14 protein-coding genes are annotated in these 17,410 nt (G+C 45.1%); 8 read left to right on the top strand and 6 right to left on the bottom strand.

Annotation, left to right across the window (positions count from 1 at the left end; genetic code table 11):
- Nucleotides 1-26: 26 nt before the first annotated feature.
- Both EZE20_RS04365 and EZE20_RS04360 read right to left on the bottom strand, forming a co-directional pair.
- Nucleotides 27-572, bottom strand: a complete 546-nt coding sequence (locus EZE20_RS04365) for an LVIVD repeat-containing protein (RefSeq protein WP_132114870.1) — start codon at nt 570-572, stop codon at nt 27-29.
- Between the two features lie 196 nt (nt 573-768).
- Nucleotides 769-1,689: an aspartate carbamoyltransferase catalytic subunit gene (locus tag EZE20_RS04360; RefSeq protein WP_132114868.1), complete on the bottom strand. Its 921-nt coding sequence runs from the start codon at nt 1,687-1,689 to the stop codon at nt 769-771.
- 480 nt (nt 1,690-2,169) lie between these two features.
- On the opposite strand from EZE20_RS04360, the gene EZE20_RS04355 reads away from it, so the two are divergent.
- A complete protein-coding gene (locus EZE20_RS04355) occupies nt 2,170-5,409 on the top strand; it encodes a SusC/RagA family TonB-linked outer membrane protein (RefSeq protein WP_132114866.1) in 3,240 nt (1,079 codons plus the stop codon).
- 36 nt (nt 5,410-5,445) lie between these two features.
- Nucleotides 5,446-7,002 (top strand): RagB/SusD family nutrient uptake outer membrane protein, encoded by a 1,557-nt coding sequence (locus EZE20_RS04350; protein WP_132114864.1) that lies wholly within the window; start codon nt 5,446-5,448, stop codon nt 7,000-7,002.
- An 85-nt stretch (nt 7,003-7,087) separates the two neighbouring features.
- Here the strand turns inward: EZE20_RS04350 and EZE20_RS04345 are convergent, their stop codons facing one another.
- Nucleotides 7,088-7,324, bottom strand: coding sequence for a hypothetical protein (locus EZE20_RS04345; RefSeq protein WP_132114862.1), 237 nt, complete (start codon nt 7,322-7,324; stop codon nt 7,088-7,090).
- Between the two features lie 192 nt (nt 7,325-7,516).
- On the opposite strand from EZE20_RS04345, the gene EZE20_RS04340 reads away from it, so the two are divergent.
- Nucleotides 7,517-8,902 carry a Gfo/Idh/MocA family protein gene (locus EZE20_RS04340; protein ID WP_132114860.1) on the top strand — a complete coding sequence of 462 codons (1,386 nt, stop codon included), beginning with the start codon at nt 7,517-7,519 and terminating at the stop codon, nt 8,900-8,902.
- Nucleotides 8,903-8,979: 77 nt separating this feature from the next.
- Here the strand turns inward: EZE20_RS04340 and EZE20_RS04335 are convergent, their stop codons facing one another.
- A complete protein-coding gene (locus EZE20_RS04335; RefSeq protein ID WP_132114858.1) occupies nt 8,980-9,171 on the bottom strand; it encodes a cold-shock protein in 192 nt (63 codons plus the stop codon).
- A 139-nt stretch (nt 9,172-9,310) separates the two neighbouring features.
- On the opposite strand from EZE20_RS04335, the gene guaA reads away from it, so the two are divergent.
- On the top strand, nt 9,311-10,840 hold the full coding sequence (gene guaA / locus EZE20_RS04330) for a glutamine-hydrolyzing GMP synthase (RefSeq protein ID WP_132114856.1): 1,530 nt from the start codon (nt 9,311-9,313) through the stop codon (nt 10,838-10,840).
- Between the two features lie 171 nt (nt 10,841-11,011).
- On the opposite strand, the gene EZE20_RS04325 is transcribed toward guaA, so the two are convergent.
- Nucleotides 11,012-11,173, bottom strand: a complete 162-nt coding sequence (locus EZE20_RS04325; RefSeq protein WP_132114854.1) for a DUF1328 family protein — start codon at nt 11,171-11,173, stop codon at nt 11,012-11,014.
- 231 nt (nt 11,174-11,404) lie between these two features.
- Between EZE20_RS04325 and EZE20_RS04320 the strand changes: the two genes are divergently transcribed.
- Both EZE20_RS04320 and EZE20_RS04315 read left to right on the top strand, forming a co-directional pair.
- Nucleotides 11,405-12,127, top strand: a complete 723-nt coding sequence (locus EZE20_RS04320) for an OmpA family protein (RefSeq protein WP_132114852.1) — start codon at nt 11,405-11,407, stop codon at nt 12,125-12,127.
- An 84-nt stretch (nt 12,128-12,211) separates the two neighbouring features.
- Nucleotides 12,212-13,657: a DUF5723 family protein gene (locus tag EZE20_RS04315; protein WP_132114850.1), complete on the top strand. Its 1,446-nt coding sequence runs from the start codon at nt 12,212-12,214 to the stop codon at nt 13,655-13,657.
- Nucleotides 13,658-13,771: 114 nt separating this feature from the next.
- On the opposite strand, the gene EZE20_RS04310 is transcribed toward EZE20_RS04315, so the two are convergent.
- The gene (locus EZE20_RS04310; protein ID WP_132114848.1) at nt 13,772-15,667 is read right to left on the bottom strand and encodes a beta-N-acetylhexosaminidase; all 1,896 of its coding nucleotides are present in this window, start codon (nt 15,665-15,667) and stop codon (nt 13,772-13,774) included.
- 183 nt (nt 15,668-15,850) lie between these two features.
- Between EZE20_RS04310 and EZE20_RS04305 the strand changes: the two genes are divergently transcribed.
- Nucleotides 15,851-16,879, top strand: coding sequence for an AI-2E family transporter (locus EZE20_RS04305; RefSeq protein WP_132114846.1), 1,029 nt, complete (start codon nt 15,851-15,853; stop codon nt 16,877-16,879).
- A gap of 129 nt (nt 16,880-17,008) precedes the next feature.
- A complete protein-coding gene (locus tag EZE20_RS04300; protein ID WP_132114844.1) occupies nt 17,009-17,407 on the top strand; it encodes an OsmC family protein in 399 nt (132 codons plus the stop codon).
- Nucleotides 17,408-17,410: the final 3 nt, after the last annotated feature.

Here is a 17,410-nt window from a genome sequence, read left to right as displayed (position 1 = left end):
CTGACAAAAATTAGGAGTGTCTTCTTCTACCGAAAGCAAGCCGGGCGTTCGTCCATGTTAACTTTTTCCCAACCAACGACCGCTCCCTTTTCTGAGTCCACGCATTCAAAGTAAATGTTGGTGTAGGGTGGATAATTATTTTGAGGAATCGCCGAAGGAATTCGCTTGACCACCTTGATTTTCAACGGATTACTAATATCCAAAACGATCAAATCGCGGGCGTTGTCAGCGTAAAGGAAGTTACCTTTTACGGCCATGTCATAATTTCCCAAAATAGATACAAAGGAAATTTTTTCGGGCGACGCCGGATCCCGGTTATCGATGATATGAATGCCTTCTCCCTGCTCATTCACAAAAAGGTACGTGTCTTTTATATAGATTTTTCCGGGCGCTTTCAGCGCGCGTGCCGGCAAGGTTTCAACCTTATCGAGGTCTGCGGCAGTGGCATATACAGGCACGTAGGCCGTTCCGTTAAAAGCCGGGCCGTTGGGCGGTTCGCCCGTTTCGCGGGGTGTGCAGGCTATGCAGAACAGTAGTAAACCTACGAAGGTTATCAGGGAAAAAGTTTTCATACCTTATGTCTTTCTTTGGTAGATTCTTTTGACTTCCAATGGGTTGTAAAGATCAAAAATAAAAAGATATAACCGGATACATCCTGGTTTAAATTTTCATAAAATCTTTCTCCAACAGTGACATACAAGCAATTTCATTTCTGCGATAAAATTCTCACAAAAATGGCTTTTGACTTAAAAAAATAAATGGGTTGAATTACTGCTGCGCAAGCAAATAAAGCACAGCCATTCGTACGGCAACGCCGTTTTCTACCTGATTAAGAATAATTGAATGGGACGAATCAGCAGCATCAGACGAGAGCTCCACCCCCCGATTAATGGGTCCGGGGTGCATGAGCACAATTTCCCGGTTCAGGTTATCGAGCATTGCTTTGGTAATTCCAAAATAAAGGGAATACTCCCGAAGCGAGGGGAAATATTTAATTTGCTGCCGTTCGAGCTGAATCCGCAGTACATTGGCGACATCGCACCATTCGAGGGCTTCTTTTACCTGATGACTTACCCTCACTCCGATTTCAGGCAAATACTTGGGAATCAGGGTTGTTGGTCCGCAAACCATTACTTCTGCACCCAATTTTTGGAGGCAAAAGATATTGGATAAAGCTACCCGTGAATGCAGAATATCTCCAATAATTGCAATTTTTTTACCTGCCAGGTCACCCAGTTTTTCACGCATGGAGAAGGCGTCAAGCAATGCCTGCGTGGGATGTTCGTGGGTTCCGTCGCCGGCGTTGACCACATTGGCCGGAATTTTCCCGGACAAATAGTGCGGCGCACCGGGACTACTGTGTCGCATGACGATCATGTCAACCTTCATAGCCAGAATATTATTGACGGTATCGAGCAGCGTTTCGCCTTTTTTGACGGAGCTTCCAGAGGCAGAAAAATTAACTACATCGGCAGAAAGGCGCTTTTCGGCAAGTTCAAACGATAATCGGGTACGGGTAGAATTTTCAAAAAAAACGTTGGCAATCGTAATGTCACGCAGGGAAGGTACTTTCTTGATGGGTCGGTTGATGACGTCTTTGAACTGAGAAGCAGTGTCTAAAATCGTATGAATGTCATTTTCTGTAAGATTCTTGATCCCAAGTAAGTGCCGAACCGAAAGCTTTGTCATTTTTATTTTTCTGGAAAGTTTGGCAAAGATACGGAAGAAAACAAAAAATCGAGTAGCTGCCGACCGTTCACCTCTTCATTTGCACGTTGAATTCTATTTTTCCGAAGTGCCCATTTTCAACAGCGTTTAAAAAAGCCGCTTGATTGTTTAGGATTTAACTACTTTCCGATCAATTGTAACCAACATTTTATACTGCTTTCTTTTTTTTTATTTTTTGTATCTGGTTTACGGATACAAAAAACTTTATATTTACGTATCCCTGCAATAGTCTATTTTCTTCTTTGTAAAGTATTATAAAGTTCAGCTTCTTAAATTTACTACATAATACTGCGGTCATACTTGATTTATAATAAAATAATCTAGTAAAAAGAGTAAATAAGTATACCTTTTGATTTTAGTAAATAATATATTTTAATAACAATTTTAAATTACCCACAATCAATCAGTTAACTATTCAATAATTCTCAAACAACACTTTTTATGCAAAAAAACATTACCAAGCCCGTCAGGCTGCAATCCAAAAGGAGGGGAATTCTCAGACACACGAGAATCGGACTTTTGGCGGCAGCTTTGTTTCAGGTCAGTCAGGTGACAACATTTGCCGCTTCTGCTGAGCCTTTTGCTTATGGAGAGATCACGAGCGTTGATAAAACTATTCGGGGTAGAGTAACCGATAAAACGTCCGGTGAGGGACTTCCCGGCGTAAACGTAGTTGTGAAAGGAACTAGTCAGGGAACAAGTACCGATGAACGGGGAAATTTTGTTCTGAACGCTGCCGACAATGCTGCTACAATCGTATTTAGTTTTGTAGGGTATATTAGTCAGGAAGTAGCAATTGGCAACCGCAACACAATTGATATTTCGCTGGAAGCCGACACCAAGGTTTTGAGTGAGGTGGTAGTTATCGGATATGGTACGGCCAAAAAATCAGACTTAACTGGGTCTGTTAGTTCAGTAAAAGAAGCCGAACTAAAAGAGCGCCCTGCTCCATCTCTGAACCAAATGATGGCCGGCCGCATGCCGGGGGTACAGGTCAATACCAACTCCGGACGCCCGGGCGGACGGACAAACGTTCGTATTCGCGGGTTTAGCTCCATCAACTCTTCCAACAACCCACTTTATGTAGTGGACGGCGTGATGCTTCCGCAGGGAAACCTTTCGCAGTATAGCTCAGCAATCGACTACCTGAACCCCAACGATATTGTTTCGGTTGAGGTTTTAAAAGACGCGTCTTCAACGGCTATCTACGGAGCTCGCGGCGCTAACGGGGTTATTCTGGTAACTACAAAAAAAGGAAAAGCTGGTGAAAGTACCATTACGTACAATACTGACCTCAGCGTTTCAACAATTGGTCCAAACCGTCCACAGGTACTCAATGCCAAAGAATATCTGGCGGTTGAAGACCTTGCCTATGCCAACATTGCCAAATACGATCCAGCTGGTTGGGCTTCGGGAAGGTATAACAACCTAAATCCGGTTACAAGGCGTCAGGCGTATAGCGAAAGATTTCCTGGTATTTTTGATGCCAATCTAAACCCTCTGTACGATACTGACTGGTTTGAAGAGGCTACCCAAAACAGACTTTCTCAAAACCATCAACTAGGGTTCAGCGGTGGTAATCAACGCACTACCTATGCACTTTCACTGAACTATCGCGATGAGCAAGGACTCATCAAGACTACCTATCAGAAACGCTACGCAGCTCGTTTCAGCATCGACGATCAGGTCAAGAAATGGTTGAAAATTGGGGCTACATTAAGCTACAACAACCAAAATGAGCGGCTTTCGGATGTTAACGATGCGGTATCACGGCAAATCGTTGAAGACTTTCCGTTCCTGCCCGTTCGGTATGCAGATGGCACATTTGCCAACAACCGCGACTACCCACAGGCCGAGGGAACGATGAGTTCTGTTCACCGGCTCATGGGTCGTCAGTACATTATTGGTACCCAAAATACATTGGGTAGTATTTACGCCAACATTACCCTAGCCCCTAGCCTACAATTCCGTTCCGTAGTTGGTGCGAATGTAATCACGCAGGAAATCAATCAGTCGCAGACGCGTACGCTGGCCCTTTCACAGTTTGGAACTGCCGAAAAAGTAAACAACAAGTCCACGTTCTGGTCCTGGGAAAACTACCTGACGTACGACAAGACGTTCAATGGTATCCACACAATAAACGCTCTGGCGGGTATATCGTGGCAGGAAACCAACAATACAGGTCTTCGTGCTTTTGTACAAAACTTTGCCACTGACTTCTTTGGATTTGATAACCTTGGTGCAGGTGCCACCAACCCTACGGTAGGATCGGGTGCCTCACGATTTGCGTTTAGCTCATACTTTGGGCGGGTTAATTATGGTTTGAAAAACAAATACCTGGTAACACTTACCGGCCGGGCTGACGGATCGTCCAAATTTGGGGATAACAACAAATTCTCGTTCTTCCCATCGGGCGCATTGGCATGGCGGGTATCAGAGGAGGAATTCCTGAAAAGCAATCCGGTTATTTCCAATCTGAAACTTCGTTCAAGCTACGGGGTGACGGGTAACTCCGAAATCCCCCCCTACTCATCACTTTCGCTGCTGAGCTCTAACTATGCTACCGTATATGGCGACACCCGTGTAGGCGGAACAGGTATTAACCGTTTGGCAAACCCCAACTTACGTTGGGAACGCACCGCCCAAACCGACATCGGAGCTGAAATAGGTTTATTCAAAGGACGTGTGTCTCTGGAAGCTGACTACTACTATCGCAAAACTACCGACATGCTATTGGATGCACCCGTACCCCGTACTAGTGGATACGCAGTAATCCGTACCAATGTAGGTTCTATGGAGAATAAAGGATTTGAGTTTGCAGTCAATACCGTAAACGTAGAGCGGGGAAGCTTCTCCTGGACAAGTAATATCAACTGGTCGTTGAACCGCAACAAGGTACTTTCATTGGCAACTCCTTCTGATATTTTCGGAGTGGGTGGACCTAACTTCACCAACCCTACAAGCGTAATTCGTGTGGGTGAGCCTGTTGGTTCTTTTTATGGACTTATCCGCGATGGTATATGGAGCGAAGCTGAGCGCGACGAAGCGGCACAGTTCCGCAGCTACCGCAACAACCTGACAATGCTGCCCGGTGACATTAAATACCGCGACCTGAATGGCGACAAAGCTATCACAGATGCTGACCGTACCATTATTGGAAATGGTAGTCCAAAAGGCTGGGGTTCAGTGATGAACACAGTAAGATTCGGAAACTTTGATTTGATGCTTGATCTGCAATTTGTTTACGGAAACGACGTGTTGGACCTTACGCTTCACCCAAGCGAAGACCGTCAGGCAATTGCCAACAGCTATACCACCGTACTTGATGCATGGACGCCTACCAATCAGGATTCACAGGTTGCCGAAATCAGAGAGACCCGCGCGGGTTATGTTACCAATGTTGACACCCGTTGGGTTTTTGATGGTTCGTTCATCAGAGGTCGTAACTTGTTGTTGGGCTACAACCTGCCTGCTGATTTGACCAGCAAATTAAAAATGAGTCGCGTAAGACTTTATGTATCTGCTCAGAACTTCTTTTTGCTGACCAAATACCCACACGGCGACCCCGAGGCAACTCCAACGAATGGTAACGAAGCGAGCAATGTATTCTCACAGGGAATCATTTGGCACGGCTATCCAAAACCTACCATTTACATGGGTGGTATTCAGATCTCACTCTAATTCATCCGGTTTTAGACAATACTAACACGAATCATTATGAATTTATATAAATTAAAGAAAACAGCCACCGTACTTTTTTGTGGATTTGCGTTACTGGGGCCTACCGCTTGTAATGACTTTCTCGACGAGCTGGACCCTTCCAACCTAACGCCTGAGAGCTTTTACACGATTCCCGACCACGCCGAAGCTGCCATTGCTGCTGCTTATTCAGGGCTCCGGTTTTATGGAGATGGTGCCGGTATTTTTTCGTCGAACTGGCAACTTCTAGAAGCCGTAACGGGTACTTCAACTACCGAGACTGCTCAGAATTCTGACCTAAACAACCTGTATTCGCTTTCCTACGACGGTTTTACCGGGCATGTGGTAAACTACTGGAACGGTCTTTACCGCCTCGTGGCAAATTCTAATCAGGTATTGGACAAGGTTCCGCCAATTACGCCAATGCCCGAAGCTCAGAAAAAGAGAATTTTGGGAGAAGCGAGCTTCCTGCGTGCATGGGCATATTTTAATATTGTACAGCTTTGGGGAGATGTTCCCTTGATTACCAATGCCCAAACAGCTTCGTCGGAGGATTTCTATCCTTCACGTACACCTACAGAACAAGTGTACAACCTGATCATCTCTGATCTTCAGACAGCCGAGGCGGCTGGGCTTCCCTGGATGGATGTTAGTGGAAGGGCAAATCAGGCAGCAGTCAAAACCTTACTGGCTAAGGTTTACCTGACAATGGCCGGCTTCCCGCTTAGCAAAGGTGCAACTCATTATAAGTTGGCTGCTGACAAGGCCAAGGAAGTAATCGATTACGCCAATGCAAATCCTGCTACCTTGAACTTGTTTCCCAAGTACACGGACATCAATGATGAAACCAAGAAAAATCGGGTGGAACACATCTTCATGATTCAGTACAATGCTTCGGTAGCTGGTAACCCCATGGGCAACTACTTTCCAAACTTCAAGCCTGTAACTTTTGCAGGCCCCGGTGGTACAGGAAGCTCGGTTCCTACAAACTCGTTTTACAACTCCTATGAAACAGGCGACTTGCGTGCCAAGGATCAGGAAGGCTGGTTTTATACTACCTATTTTCTGAATGGAAATGGTGAACGTTTCGACTTGGGGGCACCTTACGTATTTAAGCACTTCAATCGGATTGCGAACGGTACACAGGGCGTAGCCGGAACTCGAAACAACAACCTGAATGTACCTCTGCTTCGTTTTGCCGAAACCCTGCTCATTTATGCTGAGGCTCAAAATGAAGTTGGTGGCCCGTCGCAGCTCGTGTATGACGCATACAAAAAAGTACGTGACCGTTCTACATTGGCTACCCCTGAACTGGGCACTTTCAATCAGGCATCCTTGCGGGAAGCGATTTGGCGGGAGCGTTGGTACGAGTTCGCTTACGAAGGAATTACCTGGTTTGACATGGTCCGTCTGCGGAAAGTGTTCAACGAAAAAACCAAAGGCTTCGATGATTTCGTAGGTCACGTAAACTTGAACACAAATGTTGCGCTTGCAAGCAGACACTTGTTGTTTCCGCTCGGGGTTCAGGAAATGCTGAACAATCCGAATCTAAAACCACAAAATCCTGGATATTGATTGTAAACCTCTTTTCTAAAAAAAGCCGTTAAACCTTAGGGTTTAACGGCTTTTTTTATGGTTCAATTCTCAAATCTATTCTTTTCTATTGTCTATTAAAAAGCATCCGGCGATTGCGAAAAAGGACATACAGAGCTGAGGCAGCAAAGCGCAGGAGTGTTTTACTGAAAACAAACTCGGTGGCATACCACGTGCTGAAACTGGCGCCAAATGAATTGCCTTTACTCACCATGTAAACTACCTCCGCAAAGAAGCTAAATATGGTTATTGCCAAAAAAAAGAAAAGGGTTTGCACCAGCAGGAGGGTAATCTTATGGGTCATAGGCTTTCATAGGTTAGGTTAAGATATTAAAATATCGGTTTCAAATTTACATATAATAATTTTTTTGAACAACGTTCTCTGTAACCAGAGTTGCGTAAATTTTATGGCTTTTAGAGATATTTTTGATTAGTTTTTATTCGACATCGCTTTTTTAAATTCAGGATTCATCAAACATCTTTTCGCCCATCTACCATGAAACCAACCCGGAGAAATTTTATCAAAAAAGTAACTGCGGCTTCGGCGCTTGTTGCCACAGAAAGCATCGCCCGGCCCTTCGCTAGTATACCGAATCTAACAAAAATCAGTCCAAATGACAAAATCCGAATTGCTACCATCGGAATGGGAATACAGGGACACTTTGACACACGGGCGGCGCTCAAAAGTTCCTCAGCCGTAGAATTAGTTGCCGCCGCCGACCTGTATGATGGACGGCTTCAACGGGTGAAAGAAACTTTTGGCGCTTCTGTTTTTACAACCCGCGACTATCGGGAAATTCTTGCCCGCCCGGATGTGGACGCAGTACTGGTAGTTACGCCCGATCATTGGCACGACCATATTACCAAAGATGCCCTCAAAGCTGGCAAACATGTATACTGCGAAAAACCCATGGTCCATCATATCGACGAAGGACTATCGGTGATTGACGCCTGGAAAAAATCGGGCAAAACCATGCAGGTGGGCAGTCAGCGGATTAGTGGAGCGGCTTTTCAGGAAGCCCGGCGGCTGCTTGATGCAGGTGATATAGGCGAAATCAACTATATAGAATCCAACAATGACCGCTTTGGAGCAATTGGCGCCTGGAATTATTCCATTCCTCCCGACGCTTCTCCCGAAACCTGCGATTGGGACCGTTTTTTGGGCGATGCTCCCAAAACTCCTTTTGATGCCAAACACTTTTTTCGCTGGCGAAACTACCGTGAATATGGAACCGGTGTAGCCGGCGACTTATTTGTGCACCTCATCACGGGGGTTCATTACGTGACCCGGTCGATGGGGCCGGACCGAATATTTTCGTCGGGACAGCTGAGTTACTGGAACGACGGGCGTAACGTTCCCGACGTGCTTGTATCAATTCTGGATTATCCAAAAACGGACACACAGTCACAATTTCAGATGGTTTTGCGCGTCAATTTTGCAAATGCCGGCTCAATCAAAAATCTTACCCGAATTATTGGTACCGAAGGCCAAATTGAATTTTCAGAAAACAACCTGATTGTAACCAAGAAAAAACTCCCCAAAGCACCGGGCTATGGCAACTACGATAGCTTTTTTACTTTTCCTGAAAATGTTCAAAAAGACTTTGTAAAACAATATGAAACTCAATATCCTGCCGACACCCGTCAGGCGGAGCCTATTAAGGAAATGAGGTTTGACTCGCCCAAAGAAGATGATCAGCATGCCAATCACTTTGCCAACTTTTTTGAAAATATACAGAAAGGGAGTCAGGGAACTATTGAAGATCCGGTTTTTGCCTTCCGCGCTGCCGGTCCGGTACTTGCCTGCAACGAGAGTTATTTTGACAAAAAAACAGTGTATTGGGATCCGGTAGAGATGAAAAAAGTCAAGAGAAAAAAATAAGATCATTTTCCCATAAACAGCAAACGCCCGACCTGATTGGCCGGGCGTTTGCTGTTTATGCGTATGATAAGTCTCGATTAGGCAAGCTTAACATTCACGGCATTTAGACCTTTACGGCCTTCCTGTAGATCAAAGGTAACTTCGTCGTTCTCACGGACCTCATCTACAAGCCCTGAAATGTGTACGAAATAATCCTGTCCGGTTTGGGTGTCTTTAATGAATCCATATCCTTTCGAATCATTAAAGAATTTTACTGTTCCTTGGTTCATAATAAATTTGTAATTGTATTTTTTACAAATATATCAACATAAAAATTTTTTTGCAAATATTTTCAAACAGCTACGAAACTTGGCATTCTCCTTGTGCTTTGGCTGTTTCTGCTTAATTTTGCGACTTAGATAGCCAACCATGACCGAACAAATTCTTATTCTCGATTTCGGCTCACAATACACTCAATTGATCGCCCGTCGTGTACGCGAACTTGATGTTTATTGTGAGATTCATCCCTATAATCATATTCCGGACCTCTCCCCCAATGTCAAGGGAATTATCCTTTCGGGTAGTCCCTGCTCGGTGCGTGATGCCGACTCTCCCCGGATCGACCTGGATCAGTATCGAAAGCAGGTACCCATTCTAGGCGTGTGTTACGGTGCCCAAATGCTCGCCCAAATGTTGGGTGGCGACGTGATGCCTTCCCAACATCGGGAATACGGCCGGGCTAAACTGGAAATTGGCGACACCGACTCTTCGCTCCTCGCCGGGTTATCCGAAACCTCACAAGTTTGGATGTCGCATGCAGATACAATTGTCCGAATCCCGGAAAATTTCCGCATCATCGCCTCCACTGAGTCTGTTGAAGTGGCCGCTTTCAAAATTGAAAATGAGCTTACCTATGGCATTCAGTTTCATCCGGAAGTAACCCACTCCACCGAAGGAAAACAACTGTTGCACAATTTTGTAGTCGGCATTTGCGGATGCCGTCAGGACTGGACCTCAGAGTCTTTTGTCGAAACTACTATCCAGGGCTTACGAACCAGACTTGGCGAAGACAAAGTAGTGATGGCGCTTTCGGGCGGGGTAGATTCTACCGTAGCCGCTACGCTCGTGCACCGGGCAATTGGTACAAATCTCTACTGTATTTTTGTGGATAACGGCCTGCTACGCAAAGGAGAATTTGAACAGGTTCTTCACTCGTATCAGGATATGGGCCTGAATATCAAAGGTGTAGATGCCAAAGCGCAGTTCTATACCGCTTTGGCCGGACTGGAAGAGCCGGAAGCCAAACGGAAAGCAATTGGCAAGGCCTTTATTGAAGTTTTTGATCACGAAGCACATTTGATTCAGGATGTAAAATGGCTTGGTCAGGGAACAATTTACCCGGATGTCATTGAATCCGTTTCTGTAAAAGGGCCTTCTGCCACGATCAAATCGCACCACAATGTGGGTGGTTTGCCTGATTTTATGAAGCTTAAAGTGGTAGAACCTCTCAATACGCTGTTTAAAGATGAGGTTCGGGCCGTTGGGCGCGCCATGGGTATTACCAATTCTATCCTCAACCGCCACCCGTTTCCCGGTCCCGGCCTGGGCATTCGGATTTTGGGCGATATTACCCCCGAAAAAGTAGCGATTTTGCAGGAGGTCGATGCTATTTTTATTAATGGACTAAAAAAACACGAACTATATGACGAGGTTTGGCAGGCAGGTGCCATGCTGCTTCCAGTCCAAAGTGTGGGCGTCATGGGCGACGAACGTACCTACGAACGTGTGGTTGCGCTTCGTGCCGTAACCTCCGTTGACGGAATGACCGCCGATTGGGCGCATCTTCCTTATACGTTTTTGGCTGAGGTTTCCAACGAAATCATCAACCGCGTTAAAGGCGTCAACCGCGTGGTGTACGATATTTCGTCCAAACCACCCGCTACGATCGAATGGGAATAAGTAGCTATTAGTGATTTATTATGCTGATAATCAAGTATTTGTTCTATTATTTGATTTTCTATTTAATGAAAACTAAATATGTTCAAGTACTTAAAATGGTATATTCAATCAAAAAGCCGGACAGGAGTGTCCGGCTTTTTGATTGAATAAAAAAATGTGTCGGTAGTTTTGCTATCCTCTTGCCCGGCCACTGATGAGGCTGATTACGAAAAGCACGAGGAACACAAAAAACAAAATCTTAGCGATTCCGGCAGCCCCGGCAGCAATTCCGCCGAATCCAAGAATACCTGCAATAATTGCAACAATCAGAAATATTACGGTCCATTTAAGCATGAGAGTAAAAGTCTAGGTGAAAAATAGTTTTACATATATTCACAAAAAGCCTGTACCACTTCATGTAGGCAATCTTGATTCATGTACAACGGGCGTTATTTTCCCCTATTCAGTAATTGTTAGAAAATGTGTAGCATAATTTCTACGCCCTTGCGACTTCTTCCGTGGCTGCATATCTTTGAAAGAAACTGAAACGTTACTAGTACAATAAATCCATTAGCTGAACCCTCTATGCGCTATTTATTCCTGATACTTCTGGCTTCTATTTTAATTCCCGACATTGGTCGGGCCCAAATAACCACCGCACAACGACCGGTTACGCTTTTTACCATTAAGGCTGTCGATGACAAAACCGGAAAGGAAATTCCGGCCAATTTTTCGGTGCTTCTTCACTCGGTTCAGGAAAAATATACAGGTGCCAATCGGGCAGGCGAAGATTATTTTAATGTAAAAATGTATTCTTCTGATACAGTTACCATAGAAACCTCCTCAGAAGGCTATTATACAATTGAGGAAATTTTACTTGTGTCCTGCGATACCTGTGGCTTTTATCAGTATACGGCCCTGATGGAAAAAAGAGTGGATTCCGTATTTACCGATCTCAAAGTAAATGATATAATCAAACTCGAAAAAATCTATTTTGATCAAAGTAAATACGACCTCCGGCCCGAATCCCAGGTCGAATTGGAAAAACTGTATCGTACCTTGCGCGACAACCCAAAGTTAAAAATTCAAATAGCCGGACATACCGATAATGTAGGCGATTTACGTTTGAATAAGTATCTCTCCGAGAATCGAGCCAAAGTTATTTACACCTACCTCATCCGTAAGAATATTCGGGCCGACCGCCTGCAACATGTGGGCTATGGCCACACCCGCCCCGTGGCGCCAAATGACACCGAAGCGAATAAAGCCCAAAACCGACGCGTAGAGTTTGTCGTAATTGCCAATTAATCTTTCGGCGCCCTCCTAACCTGTTTTTTGAACTTCGGCATACTTTTGTATGCTTTCCCGCCTGTTATACTATTCCATAATGCCATGAAATACACACGTTCTTCATTATTTTTCCTGCTAAGTTTTCTGGCTTTGGAGCTGGAATCTTATGCGCAGGGATTTCAGGGTTTAGCTTCTCAATACTATGGGGGATTTTATTCCGTCTATCAGAATCCTGCTTTTTTAAACAATAGCCCGCAAAAATTTCAACTTCACGTAGGCACTGTCGGAGTGCACCTCGACAATAATTATGTGCGGTACAATGCTCCTTTTACGATGCTGGATTTGCTGAGAGGTAGAAACTCGCGCCCGCTTGACCCCTACGATTTGGAAGAAATCCGGAACGGAAAACCAAAAAATGGTACACTTACCGCCGAAGTTCGTGGTCCCGCTTTGGCCTTTAAACTTGGCGAAAAGACGAGTATCGCCTTCATGAGCCGAATCCGCAGTGGTTTTCAGGTGAGCGAGGCCTCCGAGCGCCTCATGGGTATTGCACGCCTTGGGCTCGCCAATGCTTCCAACTTACAGGATTTGGGCTACCTGGCACTCTATGCGTCCAATTCTGAAAACCGATTCAATATTACGAGTCAGGCCTATTCTGAATTAGGTTTTTCGCTCTCCCAAACTGTTGCCGAAAACGAAACCTACCGACTGACAATCGGCGGAACGGTCAAGCGATTTTTTGGATATGCGGGTGGATATATCAAAAACCAAACGCTCAATTACCGACTTTTGCCCGATCCAAACACTGTAAACGGTGCCTACATGCAGGTCGATCGATTTGAGGCTACGATGGGCTATACCGATGTAGACCTGACGACGTTTCCTTCTCCCGGAAAACTCTTTGGACAAAAAGCAACCGGAAAAGGCTGGGGACTTGATGTGGGTTTTTCGTATGAATTGCGGGATGAAGATTCGGACAAACAACCTTCATTTCGGTTAAGTGCCTCCCTGATTGACGCCGGAAAAATAGTGTACGATCAGGCGGGTGTCAAAAACTATGATTTTGTAGCCGAAGATCGGCAAATTACCGAGGAAGAATGGCGCGGGTACAGTTCACCCCGGGAAGGTGAGTCGCAGCTTGCGGCTTTTGGGCGTGTACTTGAAGAAGAGTTTGATTTGACCGAAGAAAAAAACACCGGTTCCTTTACCCTTGCCGCACCGACGGCCCTCAATGTCAGCGCAGATTTCAAACTATTGAACGCCGTGTATGTAAATGCAACGCTGATTCAGGGATTAAAAAACCGCTCGCTGCCACAAATCCGACAAACTAGTTTATGGGCAGTTATCCCCCGCTTTGAAACCAAAAAATTAGCGCTTTCAATACCCCTCATTCGCCAGAACGATGCGTGGGCCGTTGGAGCCGGGCTTCGGCTCGGGCCGCTATCGATTGGATCAGATAATTTACTAGGACTATTTTCAACGGGCGGAGCCATCAAGGCGCAGGGCGTAGATGTATACGCAGGGCTCAGTTTTGGTTTGGGTCAATAAGGAAGTTTTAAAATTATTTACAGGTTAAAGTCAAAAAAGTCCGTGAAAATTTTCACGGACTTTTTTGACTTTAATTTACTGATTTATAGATAGATATGCATTTATAATAAATGTCTATTTTGCTCGCTTAATCAATTCTGCACGGGGTAAAGACAACATTCTGCCCAACGGCTGCCCGTTGCGATAGGTAACAATTTTGAGTGTAACGGGCCCGGTTGGTACGACAAAAGGACCGGAATATTTAGGTGAAAACTTATCAGGAAAGGTATTGTCGTCCGTAACAAAAATATCAACGCCCGGCACATCACAACTCAGGGTACAAATCAAATCGTCGTTTTGCATGTTGGTTTCTACAATAACATCGTAGATAGCTTTTGAGATACTACGCTCAGCAGCATCAAATCGGGCAAAATGAGCTTCGGTTCGGCGTAAAAAATCCTCGTAGTTTTTTTTGTCAGCCGGACTCCACATCGATTCAATCAAAGCAAACGCCCGCGGATAGGTCATGTAGTAGGCATGCCGTAAGGTGGGGATTTGCTCGGTCCATAGATTTCCCTGACCACCCAAAATAAATTTCGGGTCCACACCTTCGGGCAAGGGATCAAACGAATAGGCTTTTTTGAGCGAAAGGGCTGCATAAATCGGCGTTTCCAGGCTCGGATCTCCCTGAATATAGTCCAGGTAGGTAAACATCTTCGGGGTCATCACCACGTACTGCCCACCTTTGGCAGCTTCAATACCCTGCTTCATGCCCTGCCAGCTCATGATAGCCGCATCTTTATTGGTAGCGCCTTCCAGAATCTCGTCCCAGCCAATCATTTTCTTGCCTTTTTTCTTCAAGATCTCCCCTACTCTTCCTATAAAATAGCCCTGCAATTCATGACCATTTTTGAGACCCTTTTTCTTCATAAGTGCCTGACAATTGGCATCGGCTTCCCAAAATCCGTGGTAGGCTTCGTCGCCACCTACGTGAATGTAGGGATGCGGAAAAAGGGCGGCTACTTCCGTAAACACCTTATCCAGAAAGTCATACACTTTTTCATTGGACGGGTCGAGCGTATTTTCAATGTTCATTTTGAAGGAGCCATCAGCAAACCATTCCGAAAATGCCGTTCCGGGATTTACCTTCGTTTTGGGATCTTTCAGCGTCGATAAGTCAGGATAGGCTGCCAAAGCCGCCATGCTGTGACCGGGAATGTCGATTTCGGGTAAAATAGTTACGTGGCGCTCGGCGGCGAACTGTACAATTTCTCTGACATCTTCATGCGTGTAAAATCCACCGTAAGTAGCGGGTTCGCCTTCTTTGGGATCTTCGCGGTCGTTAAAGTGTCCGCGTCGTTCGACCCGCCACGCTCCGATTTCGGTTAGTTTGGGTAAAGATTTTATTTCGAGCCGCCATCCGTTATCGTCTGTCAGGTGCCAATGTAACGTATTGAATTTATACTGCGCCATCAGGTCAATGTACGCTTTCACTTCCTCTTTGGTAAAAAAATGACGACTTACATCAAGCATCAAACCACGCCAGCCAAAGCGGGGCTTGTCAATTATTTTGCAGCCCTGAATCGTGACCATCGGCATTTTCATTTCCTTATTTTCGTAGGACGCACCCAACATTTGCCTAAACGACTGCACTGCATAAAACAAACCGGCGGGCCGATTGGCCGATAACCGAACGGCGTGATCGCTAACTTCAATGGCGTAGCCTTCCGCACCAAGTTCTGATTGTTCAGTTTTGTTTAATTGAAAATAAATAACGCGGTTGTCTTGCGAAGGCGTAGCCACTTTCCTAAACTGCATGGCCTGATCTCCCATCAAAAATGTCCGGACAAAGAAATCAGCAATTTTTTTTGCGTCCGCATTTTCATCCACCACATCGACCTTCGTTTGCGCGTCGAGCATAAAAAAAGCAGAAGTTGATTCATAAGAAAACGGAGCCGGAATCAGGTTATGCTGCGCAAATGTGGGGTAGTTTGCTCCAAGTATCAGGAATAGAAGAAAGAGTTTTTTCATAAAATAAATTAAAAAATATCCTCGAATTACGTAAAAAAATTCAATTAATTGGCAATAAACACATAGCCGAAATCAATACAAAATTTCCTGAACAATAAACCTCTTTGGTGGCGACAACTGCCGCTTCAATTCTGCTGGTATATTCTTTTTAAGGGTCTGCTGATACATCTTAGCACCTACACTATGAAGGAAAAACTTACGATCTTTTCTCGCGGCATCATAATCATGGTCGGAATTCCGGCAGCGCTTTATCTGGGAAAAGCTTTTTTAGTTACTTTTTGCATCGGCGTCATTCTCGCCCTTGTCCTGAACCCGGTCATGGATTGGCTTATGGCCAAAGGATTCAGGAAAAGCCTGGCCGTAGCCGCGAGTACATTTTTATTGGTTCTTTTTTTTGTAGGGTTGGCAGGCTTGCTTTGGTATCAGGTAAGTCTCGTTTCGCAGGATTGGCCGCAAATTCAGGAAAGATCTGAAAAAATGCTGACGCAGGCTCAGGAATATGTAGCCGAACAAACGGGTGTTTCTCCTGACAAGCAAATCAGCAAAGCAAAGGATTCTGTATCTAAATTGAGTAGTCAGGCAGCAGGTTTTTTCGGTAGTTTTACCTCCACATTAGCCAATTTTTTGTTGGTATTTGTGTATGTAGTTTTGTTGCTTTCCCAACGTCATCGGGTCAAAAAATTTCTATTGATGGTCAGCCCTGATCATAAAAAAGGTCCGGTGAATAAAATGATGGCGGAGGTATGCAAAACTGCAAGCAGCTACGTGTGGGGCATGTTAAAAGTCATTACGGCCCTCGCCATAGTGTACGCTATCGGGTTTTCAATTGGGGGCGTTAAATACAGCATTTTGCTTGCGATTCTGGCTGCTCTTTTTTCTTTTTTGCCCTATGTCGGAAATGTTATTGGTGGTGGATTGGCCGCGCTCCTTGCCGTTGTTTCGGGCGAACCGTCTAGTTTTTTTATTGTGGCCGGGGTGATGATTGTCGCTCAGTTGCTCGAAAACTACGTACTTTCACCCTTTGTTGTTGGCGATTCTGTTCAGTTAAATCCGTTTTTCAGTATTGTGTCAATCATCGTATTTAGTACCATTTGGGGCCTGGGAGGAGCGATTATAGCCATTCCGCTGACGGCCATCATTCGGGTTTTGTTCAAATTGTCTGTGCATACCCAACCGCTCGTTTACTTAATGAGTGATGATTCAGACGACTGAATTTGGTCGGGAAATTTGGTTTGAAAATAGTCCAAAAAAGTAAGCTTACTGGCAAAAGCTGAAACCAGATACATTGTATCAACGAGTTAAAATAAGTACATTTCAACCTTTATTCAATCCTGATTTCTAATGAGTATACCATCGCTGCTTGCCATATTGGGGCAGGAAGATTATCTGGTTTCGTTGCAGGCCCGGCAACATGAAATTCTGGCCGACGAACCGGAGGAACTGGGAGGTAAAGATCTGGGGCTTACGCCTTACGAGTTGGTTTTGGCCAGTTTAGGAGCCTGCACGAGCATTACTATGAAAATGTATGCCCAACGTAAAGGCTGGCAATTGGACGACGTGGACGTACAACTAACGCTGACTACCGAGAAAAATCAGACGCCCGTAATTGCCCGCTCCATTCATATCAAAGGTGCTATAACAGCACAGCAACACGAGCGCCTGCTGCAAATTGCAAACGCCTGCCCGGTACATCAGTTATTAGCCAATCCTATTCAGATTGAAACTACGCTGGTAAAATAACCG

It is taken from the genome of Arundinibacter roseus, assembly GCF_004348825.1.
Classification (GTDB): Bacteria; Bacteroidota; Bacteroidia; order Cytophagales; family Spirosomataceae; genus Arundinibacter; species Arundinibacter roseus.
This window is presented reverse-complemented; position numbering and strand designations above follow the sequence as displayed.